The 22,867-nt window shown below is 61.3% G+C and carries 19 protein-coding genes and 1 pseudogene; 17 read left to right on the top strand and 3 right to left on the bottom strand.

The window, feature by feature from the left end; all coding sequences use genetic code 11:
* The first annotated feature begins 77 nt into the window (after positions 1-77).
* From ACOYQJ_RS20960 to ACOYQJ_RS20985, 6 genes are all read left to right on the top strand, one after another.
* Positions 78-464, top strand: a complete 387-nt coding sequence (locus tag ACOYQJ_RS20960; protein WP_422907950.1) for a DUF6878 family protein — start codon at positions 78-80, stop codon at positions 462-464.
* A gap of 1 nt (position 465) precedes the next feature.
* Positions 466-927: a DUF6915 family protein gene (locus tag ACOYQJ_RS20965; protein ID WP_422907951.1), complete on the top strand. Its 462-nt coding sequence runs from the start codon at positions 466-468 to the stop codon at positions 925-927.
* A gap of 98 nt (positions 928-1,025) precedes the next feature.
* On the top strand, positions 1,026-1,364 hold the full coding sequence (locus tag ACOYQJ_RS20970; protein WP_422907952.1) for a hypothetical protein: 339 nt from the start codon (positions 1,026-1,028) through the stop codon (positions 1,362-1,364).
* A gap of 88 nt (positions 1,365-1,452) precedes the next feature.
* Positions 1,453-2,181 (top strand): DUF736 family protein, encoded by a 729-nt coding sequence (locus ACOYQJ_RS20975; RefSeq protein ID WP_422907953.1) that lies wholly within the window; start codon positions 1,453-1,455, stop codon positions 2,179-2,181.
* A 147-nt stretch (positions 2,182-2,328) separates the two neighbouring features.
* Positions 2,329-2,865, top strand: a complete 537-nt coding sequence (locus ACOYQJ_RS20980; RefSeq protein WP_422907954.1) for a hypothetical protein — start codon at positions 2,329-2,331, stop codon at positions 2,863-2,865.
* Positions 2,866-3,013: 148 nt separating this feature from the next.
* Entirely contained in the window at positions 3,014-3,595 is a 582-nt protein-coding gene (locus ACOYQJ_RS20985; protein WP_422907982.1) for a rhomboid family intramembrane serine protease, read from the top strand.
* Positions 3,596-4,059: 464 nt separating this feature from the next.
* On the opposite strand, the gene ACOYQJ_RS20990 is transcribed toward ACOYQJ_RS20985, so the two are convergent.
* The 3 genes from ACOYQJ_RS20990 to ACOYQJ_RS21000 form a co-directional block, all read right to left on the bottom strand.
* Positions 4,060-6,261, bottom strand: coding sequence for a TRAP transporter permease (locus ACOYQJ_RS20990; RefSeq protein WP_422907955.1), 2,202 nt, complete (start codon positions 6,259-6,261; stop codon positions 4,060-4,062).
* An 84-nt stretch (positions 6,262-6,345) separates the two neighbouring features.
* Positions 6,346-7,317: a TAXI family TRAP transporter solute-binding subunit gene (locus ACOYQJ_RS20995; RefSeq protein ID WP_422907956.1), complete on the bottom strand. Its 972-nt coding sequence runs from the start codon at positions 7,315-7,317 to the stop codon at positions 6,346-6,348.
* A gap of 126 nt (positions 7,318-7,443) precedes the next feature.
* Complete coding sequence (locus ACOYQJ_RS21000) at positions 7,444-8,358, bottom strand: LysR family transcriptional regulator (RefSeq protein ID WP_271421649.1); 915 nt, start codon at positions 8,356-8,358, stop codon at positions 7,444-7,446.
* A gap of 198 nt (positions 8,359-8,556) precedes the next feature.
* Here ACOYQJ_RS21000 and ACOYQJ_RS21005 point away from each other — a divergent pair, with 198 nt between their 5' ends.
* From ACOYQJ_RS21005 to ACOYQJ_RS21055, 11 genes and pseudogenes are all read left to right on the top strand, one after another.
* The gene (locus ACOYQJ_RS21005) at positions 8,557-9,630 is read left to right on the top strand and encodes a tartrate dehydrogenase (RefSeq protein ID WP_242110469.1); all 1,074 of its coding nucleotides are present in this window, start codon (positions 8,557-8,559) and stop codon (positions 9,628-9,630) included.
* 10 nt (positions 9,631-9,640) lie between these two features.
* Positions 9,641-10,897: a glycerate kinase type-2 family protein gene (locus ACOYQJ_RS21010; protein ID WP_271421648.1), complete on the top strand. Its 1,257-nt coding sequence runs from the start codon at positions 9,641-9,643 to the stop codon at positions 10,895-10,897.
* Between the two features lie 31 nt (positions 10,898-10,928).
* Positions 10,929-12,341 carry a pyruvate kinase gene (pyk, locus tag ACOYQJ_RS21015; RefSeq protein ID WP_271421647.1) on the top strand — a complete coding sequence of 471 codons (1,413 nt, stop codon included), beginning with the start codon at positions 10,929-10,931 and terminating at the stop codon, positions 12,339-12,341.
* A gap of 25 nt (positions 12,342-12,366) precedes the next feature.
* Complete coding sequence (eno, locus tag ACOYQJ_RS21020; protein WP_422907957.1) at positions 12,367-13,644, top strand: phosphopyruvate hydratase; 1,278 nt, start codon at positions 12,367-12,369, stop codon at positions 13,642-13,644.
* An 817-nt stretch (positions 13,645-14,461) separates the two neighbouring features.
* Positions 14,462-15,391, top strand: a complete 930-nt coding sequence (locus tag ACOYQJ_RS21025; protein ID WP_422907958.1) for a DUF2493 domain-containing protein — start codon at positions 14,462-14,464, stop codon at positions 15,389-15,391.
* A 133-nt stretch (positions 15,392-15,524) separates the two neighbouring features.
* The gene (locus ACOYQJ_RS21030; protein WP_422907959.1) at positions 15,525-16,541 is read left to right on the top strand and encodes a nucleotidyltransferase family protein; all 1,017 of its coding nucleotides are present in this window, start codon (positions 15,525-15,527) and stop codon (positions 16,539-16,541) included.
* Between the two features lie 4 nt (positions 16,542-16,545).
* Positions 16,546-16,644 (top strand): annotated as a pseudogene (locus ACOYQJ_RS21035) (DUF2493 domain-containing protein); the annotation flags it as partial.
* Positions 16,645-17,181: 537 nt separating this feature from the next.
* Positions 17,182-17,388: a hypothetical protein gene (locus tag ACOYQJ_RS21040; protein ID WP_007120662.1), complete on the top strand. Its 207-nt coding sequence runs from the start codon at positions 17,182-17,184 to the stop codon at positions 17,386-17,388.
* Between the two features lie 518 nt (positions 17,389-17,906).
* Positions 17,907-18,500 (top strand): transposase, encoded by a 594-nt coding sequence (locus ACOYQJ_RS21045; RefSeq protein WP_422907960.1) that lies wholly within the window; start codon positions 17,907-17,909, stop codon positions 18,498-18,500.
* Positions 18,487-20,820: a relaxase/mobilization nuclease domain-containing protein gene (locus ACOYQJ_RS21050; protein WP_422907961.1), complete on the top strand. Its 2,334-nt coding sequence runs from the start codon at positions 18,487-18,489 to the stop codon at positions 20,818-20,820. The genes ACOYQJ_RS21045 and ACOYQJ_RS21050 overlap by 14 nt, the downstream gene beginning before the upstream one ends.
* 8 nt (positions 20,821-20,828) lie before the next feature.
* A complete protein-coding gene (locus ACOYQJ_RS21055; protein WP_422907962.1) occupies positions 20,829-22,805 on the top strand; it encodes a type IV secretory system conjugative DNA transfer family protein in 1,977 nt (658 codons plus the stop codon).
* The last annotated feature ends 62 nt before the right edge of the window (positions 22,806-22,867 follow it).

The following is a 22,867-nucleotide window of genomic DNA, read 5'->3' on the forward strand; positions in this document are numbered from 1 at the left end:
CCCGGTCTGCGCTTACCGGGCGCGCGCAGACCAATTCCACGCCTGGCCCCCCCAAATTCAGATAAGAGGACAGACCCATGACCAACCCCCAGATCGACTATGCCGCAATGGCGGCTCAGTGGCGCGCAGAGCGTGAAACCACCTTGAAGGCATCCCGAACGGAGCTACTCGCGCAACTACGTGCGCTTGGCATCAGCGAGGTCACTGCCGAATACGAAGGCTATGGCGACTCCGGCAATGTCGAGGATGTGACGGTGCAGCCTGCAGAGATCCAACTGCCGGAGCCGCTTGCCACAGAGGTTGGCGACTTTGCCTGGTCGCTCGCCTATCACCATCACCCGGGGTTCGAAAACAACGAGGGCGGCTATGGCACGCTGACCTGGGACATAGCACTAGACAGCGTCATCCTCGATCACGCGGACCGCTATGTCGAATGCTCGCACAGCTATGACGAGGGGCTGTGAGATGGCCCATCCGCTTCATCATGCTGAAAGCTCTGCCCGGAAATTCGGCGGGGTGCCGTCCGACTATCAGGCTGTGCACGATTGGTTTGACGCCTCGAAAGAGCACCTCGCGCTCTTCACGCACAGAGCTTTGCGCCATCACGCCCAAGGCCTGTTCGAGGCCGAACGTGTCTTCGGCCTGACCCTGACCAATAGCGCAGGTCGGGACATCCCCGTGCGCTGGATCGGCGAGCAGCATATCCGTGAAGACTGCCAGGGCCGCATTCCGAGCATGGCGGACTGGCTGCGACGGATCCAGCCTGAGCCATGGATGGCCAATGGCCATATCGACCGGCATTCTGGCGATGAGCCCTGCGGCGACCCAAGGGTTGCCTGGGCCTCCGAGGTCGCCGCCGGAAGAACGGTTCTTGGCCTGAAGGATTGGATGGCGGCGCGCGCGACGCAAGCCACGCAAGGTGCCTGACAGCTCTCGGCCGATTGCCAAACGAATGCTGCACGGAAGCCCGGTTGTAACCGGGCTTCTTGCGTCGTTTCCCCACCATTCTTCTTAAAGAGGACCCCATGACACTCGATGACATCAAGGCGGCCGTCGATGCCGGCCAGACAGTGCATTGGGCCAATACCGGCTACATTGTCCACAAGGACCGGCTTGGTCAGTACCTCATCACCTATGTGCCGAATGGTAGCTGCATCGGTCTGACCGACCGGGGCGGGCACCGGTTGAACGGAAAAGAGGCGGAGTTTTTCATCGCGCGATTGGAGGACGGCGCGGAAAATCCGGTCTGCCAATCAAGGCCAGACGGGCAGGGCGACGCGTTGCACTCGGAGGCGCGGGGGCATTTCCACTCGGACGGCAGCTCTGACCCGTGTGCGGGGCTGAAAGGAAAGCAAGCTTTCTGATTTGTGATCCCTCAAGGGGTCGAGAAAGCAATCCCGGATGCGCTGGCAAGAACGTCAGGCACCGGCCAATCCAAGAAGGAACTATCCCATGTTCGCAGGAACCCTCACCCGCAACGTCGAGACCGCAGCCGCTCAGTACACCGGCATGATCCATTCGACACGTTTCGATATCGCCATCCAGCTTGAAAACCGCCCGAAGATGTCCGAACGCAGCCCGGATTTTGACGTGACGGCAGTCAACAAATCGGGCCGTAAGGTGCGCATCGGCACGGCCTGGAACGAGACCGGCAATACCAGCGGCAACCCCTACATCTCGATGCAGATCGATGTCGGCTTGGGTCCGTTCCGGGTCAACGCGGTGCAGACGAAAGAGGCGCGCGCGGCCCAGAGCGGCGCGTTCGAGATCATCCCGCTGGTCTCGAACGGCCTGATGAAATCCGGCTCGATCTCGGGCGAGCTCACCGCCATGGACGCCGACAACGCCTTCACCGGCTACATCGCCAACATGATGTTCGATCTGGAGTTCATGCTGATCGAGAACAGCTACAAATCCGAGGAGACCCACCCCGATTACCGGATCGAGGTCAGCTCGCCCCGGGGCACACCGATCCGCGTCGGCTCGGCGTGGATGGCGAAAAGCAGCCGCACGGGCAATGACTACCTGTCGCTGCTGATCAACACGCCCGATGGCGATCTGCGCGTCAACGCCGTGCAGAACGAAGAACAGCGCGGTGGGCAGACCTTCTCGATCCTCCCGTTCATCGACAGCGGTGAGCAGCCGCAGGATGCAGGCGCGGGGCTCTCGCTGGTCGCCTAATTGGCACGCGAGGGGTGAACCCAAAGGGGAGCCGTGGGACCACGGTTCCCCTTTTCCCATGTCCGTTGGCGTGAAGGACGCCACCCGCTTGCGATCAGGTGCAAATGCGATACAATAATATATTAACGCAATATTGAGGGCGGGCGCGTGGCGGCTAGATCAGGGACGGTTCCATGGTTTGACAGCTTTGATGTTGAGGCAGAGGTTGCAGATCTCCTCGCCCATATCGAGCGCTGCACCGGATTTGCGCTACCCGCCCGACAGCGCGCCGTCATCATGTCCCATGCAAGGGCAAAGCTCGACAGGACAAGGCAGGCATTTCTGGAGGCCAAGGCGGCGGGAAAGCCGGTGTCCACATCGCGGCGTGCGTATCTGACCGACCTGCAGGACACGATCTTCATGGCGATCCCGGAAGAGAACCTTGCGCTGATGCCGCTAAACGAACAGGTCCTGAACGACCCGTCATTTTACGCGGACGCCATGCACCGCGCCGCTGCGATTAGCGAGGATGAGCTTTTCATGGCGCTGTCCTCTTCGCTGAAGGACATGACGGTCCAAGACGCCCGCGCGTTCGTCTCGAAGCTTTGGAACGGCACGATTGACGACAACGCCCGCAAATACGCCGAAGCCCTGAAGCGTCCCGAGCGTGAAATCATGCCTCTGCGACTGGGGAACACTGTGTAAGATCGAAGCCATTCTCTTGGCTTGAGCCGTACCGAGGTTGGCCGCCTCAAACCCCCTTTCCCAACGGTGGCACCCTGTGCAGCGCGCGAAAGCCGTTGAAGGCGCTGTGGGGACGTCTACTGTCGCCAACATGATTAACCGGGATCACATGCGCGCCTTCTTTCGGCGCACCGCGGCGCTTGTCGCCTTTGTCGCACTGCTCTGGGCGGTTCACCTCCTCAATTGGATTATCGGTTACGGCTTGAACCCGGCCTTCGGCCTGATCCCCCGGCACGTAAGCGGATTGGATGGTGTCATCGCCATGCCCCTCCTGCATGGAAGTTTCGCGCACCTTATGGCAAATACGCCGCCGCTATTGGTGATGGGTGGGCTGTTGGTGGCAACGACCACGCGAGCCTTGCTGCCGGTGAACGCCGTGGTGATCGGCCTCGGCGGCGGTTTTGTCTGGCTGTTCGGAAGCTCGGCCATCCATATCGGCGCGTCAGGGCTCGTCTTCGGCTGGTTTGGCTTCCTCGTCGCGCGCGGCCTCGTGGATCGCTCACTGATCACGCTGGGCGCGACACTGGTGGTCGGTTTGCTCTACGGTTCCATTCTCTGGGGCGTTCTTCCGGGTCAACCTGGCGTCTCGTGGGAGGCTCATCTGTTCGGCGCTTTGGCCGGCGCGGCCGCTGCATTGCTTGTGCAAACGCATGTCCATGCGCCGCGCCTCGGCGGCGTCGATCTGGACTGAAGCGGGCCACCTGTCGTTGCCGGCCCAGACTTGCCGTTCACATAATCGACGAGCGCTGCAACGCAGCTTCTCCAAACCAGCCGTTCGTGAACTGCGCAGAATTTTCAACAGGGCAATGACCAGGTCAGCGGACATAGCACCAGTTCACTCCCTCGCAAGAAATGAGCGTTTACGATCCTAAGCGGACATGGTCTTATCGAGCGCTGCACGAAAATTCTGAAGTCTTGCGACTGCAAGGAGGTCAGCAAAACTTCAGGAAAGCTGAATCTAGGTTCAAGCGTCTTGGCAGTGACCCAACAATGCGGAAATCGCCATATATAAACCTAACCAATACCACCATCACCCAAAAAAGCTGTGACGTAAGTTACTGGTGACTGGAGAGACGTTCGCGATCATCTGGACCCATTAACTTCTCTGGAACTTGTGTGGTCGAGGCGGTCAACATTTCGACCGCCTCGGTTTTACTAATCTGCGCCGTGCGCGAGGTCTTTCGCTGTCAGAATGCGCTTCTGCAGGACCGCAATAAGCACAACAAGGCCAAGGCCAAAGGCGTCCGTCAGCCAGCCACCTGCGATCATTGACAAACCCGCTGCCAGAAGGGCAACCCGAACGACAGCACCTGCGTGTCCGATGAACCACCCCTGAACGGCACAGGAGAGAAGATAGACGCCTACAATCGCAGTGATAGCGATGTGGCCGATCTCGAACCAAGTGCCTTCAAGCAGCATCGCAGGGGAGTAGAAGAACATATAAGGGACCACAAAGGCCGCTAAGCCGATCTTGAAACTCTCGACGCTGGTTTTTACCGGGTCGGACCCTGCCAACGCAGATCCGGCGTAAGCCGCCAGGGCGACAGGCGGGGTGATCGCCGACATCACAGCGAAGTAGAAAATGAACAGGTGAGCAATCAACGGCTCTACGCCAAGATTGACGACGCCCGGTGCGATGACACTTGCTGCGACAGCATAAGCTGCGGTTGTGGGCATTCCCATCCCTAGCACGATGGAAATGACCATGGCGAAGAACAGCGCCAAGATCTGGCTCTGGTCCGCAAGCGCCAGCAGAACTGTCGAGAAGCGGGAGCCGATACCAGTCAGGGCGATGACACCCACGATGATGCCCGCGGTCGCGCAGACCGCCACCAGTTGCAGAACCATGCGCGCGCCATTGTCGAGCGCGTTAAACAGCTGCTTCGGCCCCATCCGGTGCGGCGTGAGCCAGGAAACCACGGCGGCCGTAATCATCGCCAGGGTTCCGCAACGGATCACCGAGTATCCAGCGAAGAGGGCATATATCAGCACGATGATGGGGGTCAGAAGATAGATCTGGCGGATCAACGCGCCAAGCTTGGGCAGTTGATCGCGCGGGAGACCTTTGAGGTTCGCTTTCTGGGCCGCCAGATCGATCATGAAGTAAACGGAGATGAAATAAAGCGCCGCCGGAATGATCGCGGCAGAGACGATTTCCATGTAGGGAATGCCGGTGATTTCGGCCATGATGAAGGCACCTGCGCCCATTATCGGGGGCATGATCTGCCCACCAGTCGATGCTGCGGCTTCGACCGATGCGGCGGTCTGCGGCTTGTAGCCCACCTTTTTCATCATCGGGATCGTCAGCGATCCGGTGGCCACCACGTTGCCGGCCGAAGTGCCGTTGATCATGCCCATGAGGCCTGAAGCGAAGATCGCCACCTTTGCCGGGCCACCGCGCTTGTGACCGGCAGCGGCAAAGGCGAGGTTGACGAAGTATTCGCCGACCCGCGTGGTTTGCAGGAAGGCGGCGAAGATCACGAAGAGGATGATGTAGGTCGACGAAATCGCGATGGGTGCGCCAAGGATGCCGTTGTCGGTGAAGATGTAGGAGAAGAAGCGCTTAGCGTCATATCCGCGGTGTTCGAAGATTCCCGGCAGCCACGGGCCGAGGAAGGAATAGGCAACAAAGATCGACGCGATGATCACCAGCGCCATACCTGCAAGGCGGCGGGTCAGTTCGATGATAAGGATCACGCCGGTGATCGCCGCCCACATATCTCCGGGCAGCGCCATGGGCATGCCAGCGCGCAGCTGCAACTGGCGCGCGAAAAAGATCAGGTAGGCGGTCGCGACCAGCGCGGCGACGGCTAGCAGGATGTCTCCGGCGGAAAATGCGTGACGGTCCCGTTGCGGGAAAAGCCAGCCATGCAGGATGGCCAGCGCCGAACCCGCGGCCAGCGGAATTCCGAAGGTGGACATGGCCCAGGCAGGGGGCAGCGCCACGCCCATGAGAGTGCCATTGATCCAGATCGCGGCAACAGCGACAAGCGCATAGCCAATTCCCGCAGCGGCAAATCCCAGCAGAGCCAGCGATGCCGGGTTGCGGTTTTCGTCCCGGGTGTTTTCGGACAACGCGCTTGCGCCGAACAGCAGAAAGCCGAGAAAGAGCCCCCCGCCGACATGGCTCAGGCGGTAGGCCCAGGTCTCGAGCGGATAGACGTTCATGACCATGAGATGAAAGACAGAGTAGGCGACGCACATGGCGGCAACCACCAGGTTACGCGTGCCGGTGAATTCCCGCTGGTTACCGGCAAGCGGATCTTCATCGACGCTTGCCTTTGCGGTTTCCTGTTCGATCAGCGAAAGATCCGGATCCGCGCTGGACGGGCCTTCTTGGTGTTGAGCATTGGACATGATGTGCCATCCGGGAAATGGGATTGAAAAGGGACACGGGCAGGAGCGTACTCGACCGCCCGTGTCATGCAAACGCGAGGACGTTTACTTGAGGTCCGCCGGGATCGCGTAGCCGTTCTCTTCGAACCAGCGCACGGCACCGGGGTGGAACGGAATGACGGCATTCTTCAGAACGTTTTCCGCCAGCGTTTCCTTGGCGGCGGCGTGGTTCTGAACCATGCGGTCGTGGTTTTCCATCGCAATCGCGGTGATCTCGTAGGCCAGGCTTTCCGGCATGTCCTGATGCGCGATGGCAAAGTTCCAGAGCGACACCGTGCGCAGGTCCTCGGGCTGATCTTCGTAGGTGTTGGCCGGGATCTTGAAATCCTGCATCGCCGGCGCGAGTTCCTTGATCGTCGCCAACGTCTCGTCGCCCATCGACAGGAAGCGGACGTCGTTTTCCACGGCGAGTTGTGCATAGGCACCCGTGGGCAGACCTGCGGCATAGACAAAGGCGTCGATCAGCCCATCCTTGAGCTGGCCTGCGGTGTCCGATCCACCAGCGTTTGAGATGTTGGCGGTGTCGTCGGTGGCGTTGAAATAGCGCGTCCAGTAGGTCGCCGAGGTGCCGCCCGCCGGGCCGACCCCGATCCGTTTACCAACGAGGTCCTGGAAGTTCTGGATGTCAGAACTGGCCAGCACTGCGGCCTGAAGCGGTGTCTGGTACATCGGGAACAGGGCGCGCACATTCTCGTGCGGGACGCCGGGCATCAACGGGCTTTCGCCGCGGCGCGCTTCGTCTGCCGGGCCCAGGGTGACAAAGCCAAGCTGATGCTCGCCGGTTTCCACCAGCGTCACGTTCTGAACCGGGCCACCGGTGATTTCCACACCCGCGTTCAGGCCCAGAACTTCACTGAGCATGGCGCCAAAGCCGCTGCCATAGGTGAAATAGGTGCCGCCCTGGCTGCCGGTGCCGATGGTGATGCTGTTCGGCCAGCCGTCGCGATCCTGTGCGGCGACGGGCATTGCGATCGTGGCGCACAGTGCCGCGACTGCGGAAATGGTCTTGAATTTCATGGAACTTCCTCCTCCGATGAGTCCTCCGATGCGCCCCGTATTTTGGGGGCCGCAACAATAAACAGATCATGCGGGGATGGGCGGCCTTGGGCTATGCGCCAAATTTTATATTCAATTATGAAATAATCAGGCCGTAGCTTCCAACTCTGGCAGACGGCTTTCAAGCACGGCAAGAAATGCGTCGCGTGCCGAATCTCTTGTACCGCGCGTCCATGCCGCCGCGAGGATCAGTTTTGACCGCGTCGTTCCATCGGGAATGGACAGGGGAACGAAGGAGACGCCGGGAACCTGAAGCCGCGACGTCCAGCGCGGGACGATGGCAAGGCCTGTCCCCGCCGCGACCAGGTTGACGATGGTTTGCTTTTCTTCGGCCACCTGGGCAATGCGCGCGGTCAGTCCGACATCGACAAAGAGCTTGATTGTCAGATCGTGCGAATGTGGACGGGACCGGCGATCCGGCACGATCAGAGGTTCGTCTGCCAGATCAGAGATCGCAATACTGCTTTGATCAGCCAACCGATGGTTCTCTGGCAAGGCGACTACGGCGGTTTCGAAAAACAGCGTCCGGAAGTTGAGCCGTTGATCGCGCACATCCGGAGGTCGACAGAAAGCGATATCGAGCGAGCCGCTCAGCAGTTTCGGCAAGAGGTGGATGGTCTTCTGTTCGAAGAGCTGGATTTCGAGATCAGGTTGCTCCTCACGCACCAGCTTCAAGAGTTGCGGGATCAATCCTGCGGCCGCGCTATCGATGGCGCCAACTTTCAGGACCGGCGTCTCTGACTTGCGCACGTTGCGCACCTTTTCTTCAAATTGCTCAGCCTGCGCGACCAGAGCGCGAGCCTCTTCGAGAATGCTGGTGCCCGCTTCGGTAAGGGATACGCTGCGCGTGGTCCGGAGGAACAGTCGCGTTTCAAGCTTGTCCTCAAGTAAGCGAATTTGCCGTCCCAGAGAGGCAGGCAACATATCGAGCGATTGCGCGGCCCGCCCGAAATGCAAGGTTTCCGCGACCGCAAGGAAGCATCTGATCTGGTCGGTATCCAATCTCGCGGCTCCAATAGCCACTATTTCACATCTGTATATAATCATACGCAGATTGAGGGCGGCAAGTCCAGAGCTGTAGCGTCATGTCAAGTGTCGGACTGACGTCACACAGGAGGAGATAAGATGACGATCCAGCAAACAGCCCCTGCAAATGGCGCATCAGTGCAGTCGCAGGAACTCAACGAACGGACCCAGGAAATGAAAACCTACAAGATCGCCTCCATTCCCGCCGATGGTATCGGCCCCGAAGTCATCGCCGCCGGGCACCAGGCGCTGGAAGCGTTGGCACGCCGTGACGGCGGTTTTGCGTTCGATGTTACCGAGTTCGATTGGAGTTCAGAGCGCTACAAGAAGACCGGGGCATTGATGCCGGAGGACGGTACCGAACAGCTGAAAAATTTCGACGCAATCTTTTTCGGTGCGGTTGGCGCGCCGGACGTGCCCGATCACGTGACGCTCTGGGGTCTGCGCCTGCCGATCTGCCAGGGCTTTGACCAATACGCCAACGTGCGCCCAACTAAGATCCTGCCGGGAATTTCCTCGCCGCTGGCCGGAGTTGGCCCGGGCGATCTTGACTGGGTGATCGTGCGCGAAAACTCAGAAGGCGAATATTCCGGCGTAGGCGGTCGCGCCCATCGGGGAATGCCGGAGGAAGTGGCGACTGAAGTGTCGATCTTCACCCGCGTCGGCGTAGAGCGGATCATGCGCTATGCCTTCAAACTGGCACAGTCGCGCTCTCGCAAATTCCTGACTGTCGTGACCAAGTCCAACGCACAGCGCCACGGCATGGTGATGTGGGACGAAATTGCGCTGGAAGTATCCAAGGATTTCCCGGATGTGACTTGGGACAAAATGCTGGTCGACGCCATGACCGTTCGCATGGTTAAGAACCCGAAATCGCTCGACACGATTGTGGCCACCAACCTGCACGCAGATATTCTGTCTGATCTTGCCGGCGCGTTGGCGGGGTCTCTCGGCGTTGCGCCCACCGGCAACATTGACCCCGAGCGCCGCTATCCGTCAATGTTCGAACCAATCCACGGTTCGGCCTTCGACATAACCGGCAAGGGGATCGCCAATCCAGTTGCCACCTTCTGGACCGCAAGCCAGATGCTGGAGCATCTGGGCGAGACCGCTGCGGCGGAACGTCTGATGCGCGCCGTGGAAAAGGTGTGCGCCGAAGGCATCATGACCCCGGATGTGGGCGGCACAGCGACCACTCAGGACGTCACTGATGCGGTCTGCGACGCGATCCGCGGCGAGAATATCTGAGGACAGCCAAATGACCGAGGACGATGTAAAGGCGCTGCTGCGCCGCATGATGACGGCTGCCATCGCGGCAGCTGACCCGGCGATGGTTCTGGCACGGCACCTGCCTGAAAAGCCCACGAGTCGCTGCATCGTCATCGGCGCGGGCAAGTCAGCCGCGGCTATGGCGCGTGCCCTGGAGAAAGCCTGGCCCGATGTCGAGCTTTCGGGCATCGTCGTAACCCGCTTTGGCCACGCGGTCCCCACCGATCGCATTTCGGTGCGAGAAGCCTCCCATCCCGTACCCGATGCGGCAGGCTTGGAAGCGGCACGCGACATTCTGCAAACGGCAAAAGCCGCCAGAAAGGGCGATCTGGTGATTGCGCTAATCTCGGGCGGCGGATCGGCGCTGATGCCGATGCCGACACCGCCGCTGACCTTGGAAGAGAAGATCACGGTCAACAAGCTGCTGCTGAAATCCGGCCTGACCATCGACGATATGAACCGCGTTCGGCGCAGGCTGTCGAAGATCAAGGGTGGCGGGTTGGCTCAGGCTGCAAGTCCAGCGAGATTGGTGACTCTTGCGATCTCCGATGTCCCTGGCGACGATCCTGCGGCTGTTGCGTCTGGACCGACTGTGCCTGACCCCTCTTCGGGCGACGACCTCTCGCAGCTGGTCGACCGGCTTGGCCCGGACCTGCCGTTGACTGCGCGTGAAATCCTTTTAGCTAAAGCCGAGAAAACCACTGATTTCGAGGTCGATTTCAGGATGATCGCGACACCGCAGATGTCGCTGGAGGCCGCAGCGACGGTGGCGCGAGAGGCTGGAGTGACGCCGGTTCTGCTGGGGGACGCCTTGGAAGGCGAGGCGCGCGAGTTGGGCATTGCCATGGCGGGCATCGCGAAATCTGTTGCCCGTCACGCTGCGCCAGCGCGTGCCCCGGTGGTCTTGCTGTCAGGGGGTGAGACAACCGTGTCCATTGGCGATACTTCCTCGGGGCGCGGCGGACGGAACACCGAGTTCCTGCTGAGCCTCGCGATTGCCCTGAACGGCCATCCCGGCATTCACGCCCTGGCGGTGGACACCGACGGAATCGACGGCACCGAAGATGCCGCTGGTGCTGTGATCGGCCCAGACTTTCTGGAGCGCGCGCAAACAAAAGGCCTGGATGGCACTGTCAATCTGAGGAACCACGACAGCTATTCGCTGTTCGAGGCCACTGGTGACCTGATTCGCACCGGGCCGACCCTAACCAATGTGAATGATTTCCGCGCCGTCGTGGTGCTTTGACGCCTGCTCAGGCCTAACCGAAGGACATCCCATGATCCGCGAAAGACGCGCCAAGATCGTTGCAACCGTTGGGCCAGCCAGCGCCTCGCCGTTCATGTTACGCAGCCTGTTCAACAAGGGGGTTGATACCTTCCGGCTGAATTTCAGCCATGGCGAACATGACATTCATGCGACCACCATCGCAGCAATCCGTGCTTTGGAAAGCGAGGTCGGCGTGCCGATTGGGATCCTCCAGGATTTGCAGGGACCGAAGATCAGACTTGGGCGAATTGCCGGTGGCGCTCGTATTCTCGACCGACATGAGAAGGTATGCTTTCTACCCGTTGAAACGGCCAAAGACGATACATGTCTGCCTTTGCCTCACCCTGAGATATTCGCGGCTATTGAGCTGGGCCATCGGGTGTTCATCGACGATGGGCGCGTGCGACTTAGAATTACCGACAAGCAGGCGGGCAAACTTGAGGCCGAAGTCATCGAAGGCGGCAAGGTCAGCGACCGCAAAGGGGTCAACCTGCCCGACTGCGTGCTCGACTTGCCGGTGCTAACCGAAAAGGACCGAGCAGATCTTGAGTTCGGCCTTGCCCACGGCGTCGACTGGGTGGCGCTGTCTTTCGTGCAGAAATCCTCCGATCTCGATGAAATCGCCCGGATCATCGACGGCCGGGCTGGTCTGATCTCGAAGATCGAGAAGCCATCCGCGCTCGACGGCATCGACGCGATCATCAACCGGTCCGATGCCATCATGATTGCCCGTGGCGACCTCGGCGTGGAAATCCCGCCCGAAGACGTGCCCGCGCGGCAAAAGGAAATCATCGCGCTGTGCCGCCGCGCCTGCCGCCCGGTGATCGTGGCCACGCAAATGCTGGAATCCATGACAGCCTCCCCCGCGCCCACCCGCGCCGAAGCGTCAGACGTCGCCACCGCAATCTATGATGGTGCCGATGCCGTGATGTTGTCGGCGGAGAGCGCGACCGGAGCCTATCCGTCTGAGGCCGTCGAGGTGATGGACCGGATCATCCGATCAACCGAAAGTCATGCGTTTTACACCAAGGCGATGACAGCCTCGCGCGAGCCATCACAGACGGATGCCGATGCCATTGCCGATACTGGTGCAACGCTCGCATGCGCACTGCACGCAAAGTGCATCATGGCCTATTCCATGTCAGGGTTGACAGGCCTGCGCATTGCGGCACGACGTCCAAAACTGCCTTTGATCGTGATGACTCGCGACCAATCCGTATCGCGCCGAATGGCTTTGGTCTGGGGCGCCCGCTCGGTTCTGGAGGCGACAGCGGAGGACTATGACAGCATGGTCGAAACAGCCAGGTCGGAATGCCAGCGCCTTCTGGCACCGAATGTCGGGGACAAGATGGTGGTCTTGTCAGGTGTCCCTTTCGGGCAAGTGGGAAGCACCAACAACATCCGTGTCGCGACCTTCCGCTGATCAAAATGAACAAGGCTGAAACACCATGAGCTCCATCATCGACATCCACGCACGCGAAATCCTTGACAGCCGGGGAAACCCTACTGTCGAAGTCGATGTCACCCTCGACGACGGCACGCTTGGCCGTGCTGCCGTGCCATCAGGGGCCTCCACCGGCTTGCACGAAGCGGTTGAGCGCCGCGATTGTGATATGGCGCGCTACATGGGCAAGGGAGTTCTAGAGGCAGTGGCGGCGGTCAACACAGAGATCGCCGAGACCATCGTCGGCTTTGACGCTACCGAACAGGTGGCCATTGACATGGCCATGTGCGAACTCGACGGCACCGAAAACAAAGGTCGCCTTGGCGCAAACGCCATACTCGGAGTGTCGCTGGCCGTTGCCAAAGCAGCGGCCAAGTCCACCGGTCAACCGCTCTTTCGCTATGTCGGCGGAACTTCGGCACGCGTCTTGCCTGTGCCCATGATGAACATCATCAATGGGGGAGAGCATGCCGACAATCTGATCGACATCCAGGAATTCATGATTGTGCCGGTTGCGGCGGCGAACATACGCGAAGCCGTGCGCATGGGCTCGGAAGTGTTCCACACGCTGAAAAAAGAGCTTTCGATGGCCGGCATGTCGACCGGCCTCGGCGACGAAGGCGGCTTCGCTCCAGAGATCGGCTCGACCCGCGATGCGCTGGATTTTATCCTCAAATCGATTGAGAATGCAGGCTACAAGCCTGGCGAGGACTTCTACCTGGCCATGGATTGTGCTGCGACTGAGTACTACCGCGACGACAAATACAACATGAATGGCGAAGGCTTGTTGCTGACATCCGAGGAGAATGTCGACTACCTCGCGCGGCTCTGCGACGACTATCCTATCGTCTCGATCGAGGATGGCTGTTCGGAAGATGATTGGGACGGCTGGAAGTTGTTGACCGACCGGCTGGGTGACAAGATTCAGCTCGTAGGGGATGACCTGTTTGTGACCAACCCGGCGCGTCTTGCGATGGGCATCGAGCGGGGATGCGCAAACTCGATGCTGGTCAAGGTGAATCAGATCGGCACTCTGACCGAGACGCTCGAGGCCGTCGGTATGGCGCACCGCGCCCGCATGACCAATGTCATGTCGCATCGGTCGGGTGAGACCGAAGACTCTATCATAGCTGATCTCGCTGTTGCGACCAACTGTGGTCAGATCAAGACCGGCTCTCTTGCACGCTCGGACCGGTTGGCGAAGTACAACCAGTTGATCCGTATCGAAGAGATGCTGGGCGCGGTGGCCGAGTACGGAGGTAAGAGCATCCTGGTGAGCTAAGGCCAACTTAAGGCGATTGTATATTTGACAAACCTGTGTCGTGAGTGTCCGTCGTCGGGGTAACCTGACTCAAAGGACGTACAGGCTCCAAATAGAAAGCCAAGGTTGTCGATGCTTGTCCCGGTGTTTGGGACGAACTCTTCATATCTCAAATAGGTACTTCTCAAAATTCGATAGCAGCGAAAGTCTGCTTCCCGCCCATCACGTCGAATGCTTAGACAAGTAATCCTTATAGTCGGCAGCGGAGTCACCTGCACATTGACCTTGGGCTAAGCCTTGCGGCCTCCCCAGCTCGGCTTCGCGTGTCGCAGGGGAGAACGGCCCTTCGGTCCGTCGCGCATTCGGCCATGCGGCCTCACCGCGGCGTTGCGCTTGGCGTCCCGGTTTGCCCGCCTCGCGAGCACGTTCCTCCCCGGCCGCTCCGCCGGATTGCGCTTTGGTCTGTTTTGGCCCGAGGCCAAAACGATCCCGCCGCTCCATCCGTCTCCCGCGTCCGGTCGGGCCGTTTGCCTGCTCGTGTCGGGCAAACCTACCGTCAAAACACACACACATGAGCGTGGAAGCATATCCTCCGGATGGCCCCCAAATCAGCCCGCGTCAAGGATCGCAAAACTTTTCGGCGGGGGCGGGGCATGTGGCGCGGGATGGTCCCGTGCGTGAGGGCGCGCATGTGTCCGGTGCTGCGCGCAGAAAACTTTTGCGCCCGGCAAGCCGGCGGCTGCGCCGTCCCTGACCCGGGCAGATTCGGAAACCAGGCATTCGGCCATGCCCCCCACACTCACGTGGTGGCCTAGGAACCGAACACTGGAGACCAGACATGGCTTACGACACCGCAAACACCTACGAGACGATCGAACTTTTCGGGCTGACCGAGAAGGACGCGCAGCTGCCGATCCCCGAGGATCACATCCTGACCGACCGCATCATCCGCGAGAGCTTCGAGGCTTTGCTCGGGCAGCTGCGCGGGACCGGGCTTGAAGCAGAGATCGAACCGCTGGCCCATGGGCTCGCGACGATCCTGCAGCGCCGCAAGGTGGCACTCGGCAAGGAGGTCGACCGCACCGCCGACAAGATCGGTGCGCTGGCAAAATCCCACGACGGATCGGAGATCGCCGAGACCGCGCTCGAAGAGGCGCAGGCGCGCTTTGTGCAGCTGCGCGAGATTGTCAGCGCCATCGAGGTAATGAGCGAGGCGGCGGCGGAATGCTACGAGGTCGAAACGGGCCACGCCTTCATCCCGGCAGCCGGGTCGCGCGCAAGCGTCCGGGCGCAAGAGACCGGGGCGGTCTTCGAGGCGCGGCAGCTGCTGGAGCAGCACGACCGTGAAACCGCCGAGAAGTCGAAAGTCGAGGGGGTGCCCCTGATCGTCTCAGGCGCCACCGACTGGACGGATGTTGATGTGATCTTCAACACGCTCGACAAGGTTCGCGAACGGATCAAGCAGAACCGCAATCAGGAGATTTTCCTCTGCCACAAGGGTGGCAAGCACGGGGCGGAGATGATTGCGGCTCGGTGGGCCCGGGCACGCGGGATAGCACAGGCGCGCTTCGATCCGCGCTGGTCCGCGCATGGACGGGCGGCACCGTTCAAGTGCAATGACGAAATGCTGGACGACAAGTTCGCGGCGACGGGGGTTGTACTCTTCGGCGGCAATGGGGTCGCGCTGAACCTCGGGCAGAAGGCGGAAGCGAAAGGTCTGACGGTCATGCGGGTTGCGGACCCGGCGAAGAAGACCGCGGAGACGTGAACATAGAGGGTCGCCTTCGGGCGGCCCTTTTTCCTTTTCTCATCGGCGTGACGGTGCCAAAAAAACCTTTTGCCTAGCAATTTTATTTTTTGATAGGTATATGCGTGCCAAGCAAAACTTGGAAATGATTGGCATGACCCCTCTCAGCAGCATCGCAATGAGCGCCTATACCGATCTGGTACGTCTTTTGAAGGACGACGCCTTGTCCGGTGTCGAAGGCAAGCCGACGCTCAAAGAGCGCGGCGACAAGGCCTATTGGTATGCGGCGCGCCGTGTCGGCACCGAAATGCGCTTCATCTATATCGGCGAGGACAGTGACGAGACGCATGCACGTATCGACCGGATCGAGGAGCTGCGGGCGACCGCCAAGGATCGGCAGGCAGAACGGTCGCGGCTTGTTCGGCTCCTGCGCGCCGAAGGCATGACGCCCACCGATCGGGCGACCGGTTCCATCCTGTCGGCCATGGCCGCAGCCGGGACTTTCCGTTTGGGTGGCACCATCGTCGGAACCAATGCATTTCGCCTCTATGAAGGCGAGCTTGGTATCCGTCTGCCAATTGGTGGTATGGCCAACACCGGCGACATCGACATCGCCCAGTTCGAAAAGCTCAGCGTGGCGCTGCAGGATCAGGTTGACCCCGGTCTGGCCGAGACCTTCTCGGCGCTCAAATTTGATCCCTTACCGGCTCTTGACCAAGGTCGGACCTGGCGATGGTCCCAGGGCGGGAGTGGCCAGTTGGTCGAGTTTCTCACACCGGCGTTCGGGGATGAGACCATCCGTGATCTGCCAGCATTGGGCGTGAACGCCCAAGGATTGAACTATCTCAACTTCCTGATTGCCGAACCGATCCATGCGGCGGCGATCTATCGATCCGGCATACTCGTGCAGGTCCCGCGTCCAGAGCGCTATGCGATCCACAAACTGATCGTTGCTGATCGGCGGCGTGACGGGGCAGGGAGCCTCAAATCAGCGAAGGACCGCGAGCAAGCAGCCTTCCTGATCGAAGCGATGGCCGAGGACCGCCCTGATGATCTGTCCCGCGCCTATGCCGCTGCTCTGGAGGTTGGCCCGCGCTGGCGGGAGCACATCGGCAACTCGCTGAAGCGGATGCCTGAGACGAAACTAATCCTCGACGGGTTGGGAGTGTGATTGCAGCAATGGGGTTCCCCTGAACCTCGGGCAGAAGGCGGAAGCCAAAGGCCTGACGGTCATGCGGGTCGCCGATCCGGCGAAGAAGACTTCGGAGACTTGAATTGAGAGGGTCGCGCTTGGCGCGGCCCTTTCGTCATGTCTCATGGCGCGTGCGATCGGTCACACTTGATCGGCAGCTCACGGCGTCCAGCACCGTCATCCCTCTACCCAGCCCGTCAGAATTCGGCCCATCCGCATCGGTTCGGGCAGCGGGATGGTGCGCACCTAGCACATCGTCAGCAGCGCAAGACGCAAGGGGTCGAGACGCCGCACTTGAGGCTGAAGCCCTGCTCGACCCTCGGATGGTGTCGCGGAACATCGCACCCACGCGGGCGGGCTCCGTTAGCTCCCCGGCCAGGCTTGGCGGGACGCGGTCGCGGATGGTGGCGTCGGCGTGATGGCAAGGATCATCCGGATCACTCCTTTTTGCTCATAGATGTGGATCGCACGGGGTCGGCCCAATCGTGCCCTGCGCTTCGCTCCGGCAAGCACAAATACGGCTTCCACGGCGGAGTCGCGGACCCTCCGCATTTGCGCTTGCGACCGGGCCTCTTGCCCCCGTGCCGGGTGATCCCCATCGCAACAAGGAGTAATCCAAATGACCAACCACTACGTCGCCACCGTCCCCGTCAAGTTCACCGATACCGATGGCCAGGAGCGCACCCGTTTTCAGCGAGTGGGTGCGATGTTCCGCAACACCCGCAACGGGGACGGCTCGGAGTTCTTCAGCCTCAAGCTCGACTTCCCGGTCGCGGTCTCGGAGCTGGTGATGTTCCCACCGAGCGCGAAAGATCCCCAGGACTAAATCCTCTGACGAGGATGGGCCGCCCCAGGACGATCTTGGGGCGGCCCGATCCCTGTTCCAGGGATGCCGGTCCCTGCGCGTTCAACGGACGCACTCCGCCCGGAATGACCAGGCCGCGACAGACCGGCCCGTCAGCCTCAAGGGGGCCATCCACAAAAACCTATCGGCCAGGGCCTCCCGGTTTTTGCGGCAGAGATTTGGGGACCCAAATCTGGCCCTCCTTGACCCTGCCTGTCCGCCCTGTCGGTGGGGTTTGCGCCCGCCCGCGGTTCCGTCCGAACACATGCGCGTTCGGCCAGACCCTCGGGCGGGGCTGGTGGACGGGACCCCTAGGACAGGTGGTGCACCCGGTGGTGAGGGCGGCAGAGCCGCGTCCCTGCGGGCCGCGGGGGAAGCGGACACCAAGGCTGCCTGAGACTGAATGCGACGTAAGTATATAATTGACAGGTTGGTATATTATCGTAAGGTAGGGGCAGCCTTGGTGGAAGGTGGCAGGAAATAGGGGGTCTTTCTTCCGCATGTCCCGAACAAAACGCCTGACAGAGATCGAGAAGATGCAGATCGTCCGCGAGGCCGCGGAGGGTGTGTCGACGTCTGAGCTGGCCGAGCGTTTCGAGGTCACATCGCGCGCCGTGCGCTACGTCTTGAAAGCCGATGCCGAGCGCCAGACCGATACCGCTATTCCGGTCTCAGCGGTCAGTGTGAAAGTCACGGCTGCAGAGCTCGCGGCGCTCGACGAGGTGCTCGCTGAGGCCGGGATCGAGAGCCGTGCCGAGGGGTTGCGGCGGCTCATTCAGGCGGCAGGCGGGGTGTTCGTTCCGGACGCGCAGATGGCAGCAGAGATGGCGCGCTACAGGGCCTCTCTGCACGAGGTCGGGAATGGGGTCGCGCAGATTGCCAAGCAGATGACGCAGGCCAACCGGCGGGAGCAGGGGGCCGGGGGAGGCACGCGTGCCGAGTTCTCCGAATTGCGCCTTGCCCAGATGCGCGGGCTGGCGCGGTTCATCCTGGATTCTGCTGACGAGATCGATCTGCTCCTGCGCCGCCGTCGGGACGCGATGCAGCTTGAGGCCACAGCCGTGCTGAGGGAGTTTGCCCATGCGGCTGAATGATGCCGTCCATGCCGTCACGGGCGAGGTGTTCCGGGATGGCTGGAGCCGCATCCGGGGCTCGATGCAGGGGCTGCATGTTGCCAAGCAGACCCAGATTACGCGCGCGGCAGCTGGGCATCGGCCAGCGGTCTTCAAGGCGATCCGGGGCGGGGGTACGCATACCAAATCACAGCTCGCAAACCAGCTCGATTACCTCACCACCAAGTCCACCCATATCGTCGACTCGAGCGGGTTTCTGGATGGCAAGGCGAAGCTCGAGGCGGGTGACATCAAGGACCTGACCGAGCGCTTTGCCAAGCGGTGGGATGCGGGCTTCAAACCCAAGCTCGGACAGACCACCCATATGCTCATGTCCTTCCCCATCGGCACGCGCGGCGAGGATGTGCGCGACATTGCGACGGATGTGGCCGAGCGGTTCTTCCAGACCGATGCGGGGCATTTCGACTACATCATCGCGGTGCATGAGGACCGCGATCACCCGCATGCGCATCTGGTGCTGAACCGCCGCTCGCAGGAAGGCGAGTTCTTTTTTCTGGGGCGCAACCATCGCTTCAACTATGACGACTTCCGCCTCGCCATGGTCGAGGAGGCGGAGAAGTACGGCGTGCGGCTGGAAGCCACGCGCCGGGTGGATCGCGGCGTCGTGCAGTATCCGCCCCGCACCAGCGAGGTTTATGCGGCGAAAGAAGAGGGTCGCGCGCCCCGCGAGCGGGAACGTGTGGGGATCGACCTGACGCGGACGCTGGCGGAGATCGCCAACACCAGGACTGTCTACCATTCGCTTGCCGCGGAGGCCTCCCGGGAGGCCCGCGAGGATATTGCCGCGGCACTCTTCCGCGCGGGCGAGGTGCTGGCGCGCGGCGGGCAGGTGGACCGAACAGGAGATGTGTATATGGCCGAGGATCAGAGTTTCGAGGATCTGAGAAGCCTCTATGCGGAGAAGCTGGCGCGGGTGCAGGGCATGATCGCCGAGAAGTCTGACGCGGAACGTCCCGTGCTGGAAAAGCGCCTCATCGAGATCCAGACGCAGGTCCAGCACATGCAGCCCTTGGGGCTGCGCTCAGGCTCGCTGTCAGAGACCCCCTCGAAGGGCGGGATCTATTCCGAAGCCAATATCGACGCCAGCCAGCGCGAGCGTCTGGCAGAGCCCGATCTGAGATCGCGCATTGACGCGGCACTACGGGGCACCGGGATCAGCACATCGGAAGTGGTGGCCCGGATCGAGACGGGCGCCTCAAATGCAGCGCTCGAGCATCAATGGATCGCCAATGATCTCTCCAAAGTGGCTGAGGCGCGCGATCTGAACCTCGAACGCCGCGCCGATCTGGAGCAGGCGCGCGACATTCTCAACGATGTGCACGTCGAACTTGGCACGCTGTTGGAGCGCGAGAACGTGCTGCGCCGGGATGGTGTCGTGGAAGCGGAACCGGTCAGCGAGCGGTTCCATTATCATGAGGGCGCGGTGCGGGAGATGGAAGGGACAATCCGTCAGGAGATGCGCGCAAACGGCCTGACAGCGCAGCAGATCGAGGACCGGGACTGGGAGGTTGTCTCACGTGCGGAACGCCGGATCGAGGCGGAGCAGCGCGCGTATCTCGAGGTACGTCCGGAGCTGCTCGCACGCCCAGGCGATGTGATCGACCGGTCCGCGCCCTACAGGGAGAGCATTACCGATGCGGCCCGCGCCAGCGAGATCACTCGCGAGGTTGACCGGATCATGGAGGCACGCGACCTCCGCACGCCCGTTGCAGATGCGGTCGCGGATGACTTGCGCGCGCGCTATCCGGACATGCCGTCCCACCTCGCCCGTGGGCTCGGCGCGACCTATGCCGCCGTTGTGGAGATCCGGGACACTGAGGCCATCAATCAGGTCCGTCGCGAAACCGAGATGCGCGACGGGCTCGGGTCTGGCACGCGCGACGACATCCTCGCAACCCGCGGTGAAACTGCGCCGCAGTCTGACCCTACCGACCGCCTCGCAGACGAGATTGCGCGTGTCTTGGACCATGAGCGGGCGGGGGAGTTGTCCGCGCCCTTCGAGACCGAGGCGGAGCGGGACGCCTTCCGCGACGAGATCGCGCGGGTGCTGGACGTTCGCCAACTCGACCGGCTCACATCCGGCGATGCGGATGCGCTGGAGAAGGTTCTCGAGGAGCGCCTCGACCGGCTCTATGTCGCCAAGGTCTATCTGCAATCGGATGCCGCGACGGCCAACACGGAGGCCTTGCGCCAGGTGGTCGATGATCTTGCCGACACCGAATATGAAAAACACCGCGCGACAGACGTGGATGGAGAGACCGAGCGGGGTCAGGTCCATTGAGCGCCTCCATGGGAAAAGCGCGGATCGCAACGGGGGTCTTGCTGGTAACACTGGTGACCGGGGCCATGGGCTATACCATTGCCTCGGCGGTGCTGACCTACCAGGATCTCGGCTTCGGCGCCGAGATCGACTTTTCTTATATCGCGCAGAACTACATTGCGATCCTCGATCGCCGCCCGGAGGACGCGCAACTTATTCACCTGATCATCGGCAGCTTCGCCGCCGCCGGCCTGATGCTGAGCCTCGCCCTTTCAGGCTCGGCCCTCACACGCTTTGGCCAGACCCATTGGCAAAGTGCGCGGGAGATGAAGGCCAATGGCTTCTTCGGGGCGCCCGGGACCGGGTTCATCCTCGGCAAACTTGGGCCGCCTGGCTCCCGCGCCAATTACATTTGCTCCAAGGTCTTCCCCCATGCGCTGATTGTGGCGCCCACGGGCCGCGGCAAGACCACGGGCTTTGTCATTCCGAACCTGCTGACCTGGCAAGGCTCCGCCGTGACGCTCGATGTGAAGGGCGAGTGTTTCGAGGGGACGGCCCGGCATCGCGCAGCACAAGGTGACAAGGTTTATCGCTTTGCCCCCACCGATTGGGAGGGCAAGCGCACGCATCGCTACAACCCGCTGCTGCGCATCGCCGAGCTCAAAGATCCCGCGCGCCAGCAGATGGAACTACAGCTCTTGGCGACGCTGTTCCTGCAGAGCGACAATGACCGGGTGCAGGGCCTCCTCAAAGGCGGGATCGATCTCTTCGTGGCGGCAGGACTGCTGGCCTTCCAGCGCAAGCGCCCCACCTTGGGCGAGATCTACCGCATCGCCGCCTCGGGCGGGAACAAGCAGAAGGAGTATTTCGCGCGGGGCCATGAGGTGGACAACAGGGCCGCCAAGCTGATCTTCACGCGGCTGGCCTCGACCAACAACGATACGCTGACCTCTTATGTTTCGCTCCTGATGACCTCGGGGCTCGACCAATGGCAGAACCCGGCCATCGATGAGGCGACAAGCGTCTCGGATTTTGATTTCCGAACGATCCGCAAGAAGCCTTTTTCGGTCTATCTCGTCGTCCAGCCGCTGATGGTGAAGCCGCTCGCACCCCTGATCCGGCTCTTCTTCTCCGATCTCCTCTCGGCCATGCAGGAGAAGGACCCCGGGCCGGATGAGCCGTGGCCGGTGATGATCATGCTCGACGAGTTCAATCGCTTGGGCAAGATGCCCATCGTGGTCGAGAGCATCGAGACCCTGCGGACTTATCGTGGCCATCTGGCCGTCGTCACGCAAACGATCCCCGCCCTCGATGAAATCTACGGCGAGAACACCCGCCGTGCGCTTCAGGGCAACGCGGGCGTGAAGCTCTACCTCACGCCCTCGGATGAAAAGACCGTCGAGGAGCTGAGCAAGGCGGTCGGCAAGACCACGAAGACCGTCATCACCCGCTCCCAGTCCATCGGCAAGAACCCCTTTGAAGGGCGCAGCCAGTCGACCCGGACCGAAGAAAGCTCGTTGTTGCCTGAAGATGAAGCGCGCCGCCTGCCGCTCGACGAGATCGTCATGGTCATCGACGCGCAAATGCCGGTCCGGGCAAAGCGGATCCAATATTTTGACGATCGGCTGTTCAAGGCGATCCACGCGGCGCAATCAGGCGAGTTGCCGTTTCCGAAGCCGGGGAGAGGCGGGGCGCAGGGCACTCTGCCGCTGAGTGTCCGTGCCATGCCGATGACTCCGCCGCCGGACGGGCCAAGTGGGCCCGAGGCCGATGTTGAGGCCGCACGCCAGGCTGCTGAGTTCCAATCGTCAGGGCAAACTGATGTCGTTCCAAAGAAGACCGCGCCTGTCGTTCAAGCCGTCATCGCCGAGGAACAGCGCCAGATTGAGATGGATTTTGGGGGCCAGGTCGTGGATGCCGAGGCAGTGAGCCTGGATGATGAGGCGCAGATGCGCTCTGCAGTCGATAGCTTAGAAGACATGGAAGCGATGCTGCGAGAGAGTTGAGTTCATCCCACGGAACCGGACGTGCGAATCCCATCTGTAGAACATAAATCAAACTCTCGCGA

Origin of the sequence: Pacificoceanicola algae (assembly GCF_049341065.1) — a bacterium.
Lineage (GTDB): Bacteria > Pseudomonadota > Alphaproteobacteria > Rhodobacterales > Rhodobacteraceae > Pacificoceanicola.

What these genes read in the sequence shown, in the direction of transcription:
- ACOYQJ_RS20960 (WP_422907950.1), top strand. Translation starts at nt 78, where the DNA reads ATGACCAACCCCCAGATCGACTATGCCGCAATGGCGGCTCAGTGGCGC.
- ACOYQJ_RS20965 (WP_422907951.1), top strand. Translation starts at nt 466, where the DNA reads ATGGCCCATCCGCTTCATCATGCTGAAAGCTCTGCCCGGAAATTCGGC.
- ACOYQJ_RS20970 (WP_422907952.1), top strand. Translation starts at nt 1,026, where the DNA reads ATGACACTCGATGACATCAAGGCGGCCGTCGATGCCGGCCAGACAGTG.
- ACOYQJ_RS20975 (WP_422907953.1), top strand. Translation starts at nt 1,453, where the DNA reads ATGTTCGCAGGAACCCTCACCCGCAACGTCGAGACCGCAGCCGCTCAG.
- ACOYQJ_RS20985 (WP_422907982.1), top strand. Translation starts at nt 3,014, where the DNA reads ATGCGCGCCTTCTTTCGGCGCACCGCGGCGCTTGTCGCCTTTGTCGCA.
- ACOYQJ_RS20990 (WP_422907955.1), bottom strand. Translation starts at nt 6,261, where the DNA reads ATGTCCAATGCTCAACACCAAGAAGGCCCGTCCAGCGCGGATCCGGAT.
- ACOYQJ_RS20995 (WP_422907956.1), bottom strand. Translation starts at nt 7,317, where the DNA reads ATGAAATTCAAGACCATTTCCGCAGTCGCGGCACTGTGCGCCACGATC.
- ACOYQJ_RS21005 (WP_242110469.1), top strand. Translation starts at nt 8,557, where the DNA reads ATGAAAACCTACAAGATCGCCTCCATTCCCGCCGATGGTATCGGCCCC.
- ACOYQJ_RS21010 (WP_271421648.1), top strand. Translation starts at nt 9,641, where the DNA reads ATGACCGAGGACGATGTAAAGGCGCTGCTGCGCCGCATGATGACGGCT.
- pyk (WP_271421647.1), top strand. Translation starts at nt 10,929, where the DNA reads ATGATCCGCGAAAGACGCGCCAAGATCGTTGCAACCGTTGGGCCAGCC.
- eno (WP_422907957.1), top strand. Translation starts at nt 12,367, where the DNA reads ATGAGCTCCATCATCGACATCCACGCACGCGAAATCCTTGACAGCCGG.
- ACOYQJ_RS21025 (WP_422907958.1), top strand. Translation starts at nt 14,462, where the DNA reads ATGGCTTACGACACCGCAAACACCTACGAGACGATCGAACTTTTCGGG.
- ACOYQJ_RS21030 (WP_422907959.1), top strand. Translation starts at nt 15,525, where the DNA reads ATGACCCCTCTCAGCAGCATCGCAATGAGCGCCTATACCGATCTGGTA.
- ACOYQJ_RS21040 (WP_007120662.1), top strand. Translation starts at nt 17,182, where the DNA reads ATGACCAACCACTACGTCGCCACCGTCCCCGTCAAGTTCACCGATACC.
- ACOYQJ_RS21045 (WP_422907960.1), top strand. Translation starts at nt 17,907, where the DNA reads ATGTCCCGAACAAAACGCCTGACAGAGATCGAGAAGATGCAGATCGTC.
- ACOYQJ_RS21050 (WP_422907961.1), top strand. Translation starts at nt 18,487, where the DNA reads ATGCGGCTGAATGATGCCGTCCATGCCGTCACGGGCGAGGTGTTCCGG.
- ACOYQJ_RS21055 (WP_422907962.1), top strand. Translation starts at nt 20,829, where the DNA reads ATGGGAAAAGCGCGGATCGCAACGGGGGTCTTGCTGGTAACACTGGTG.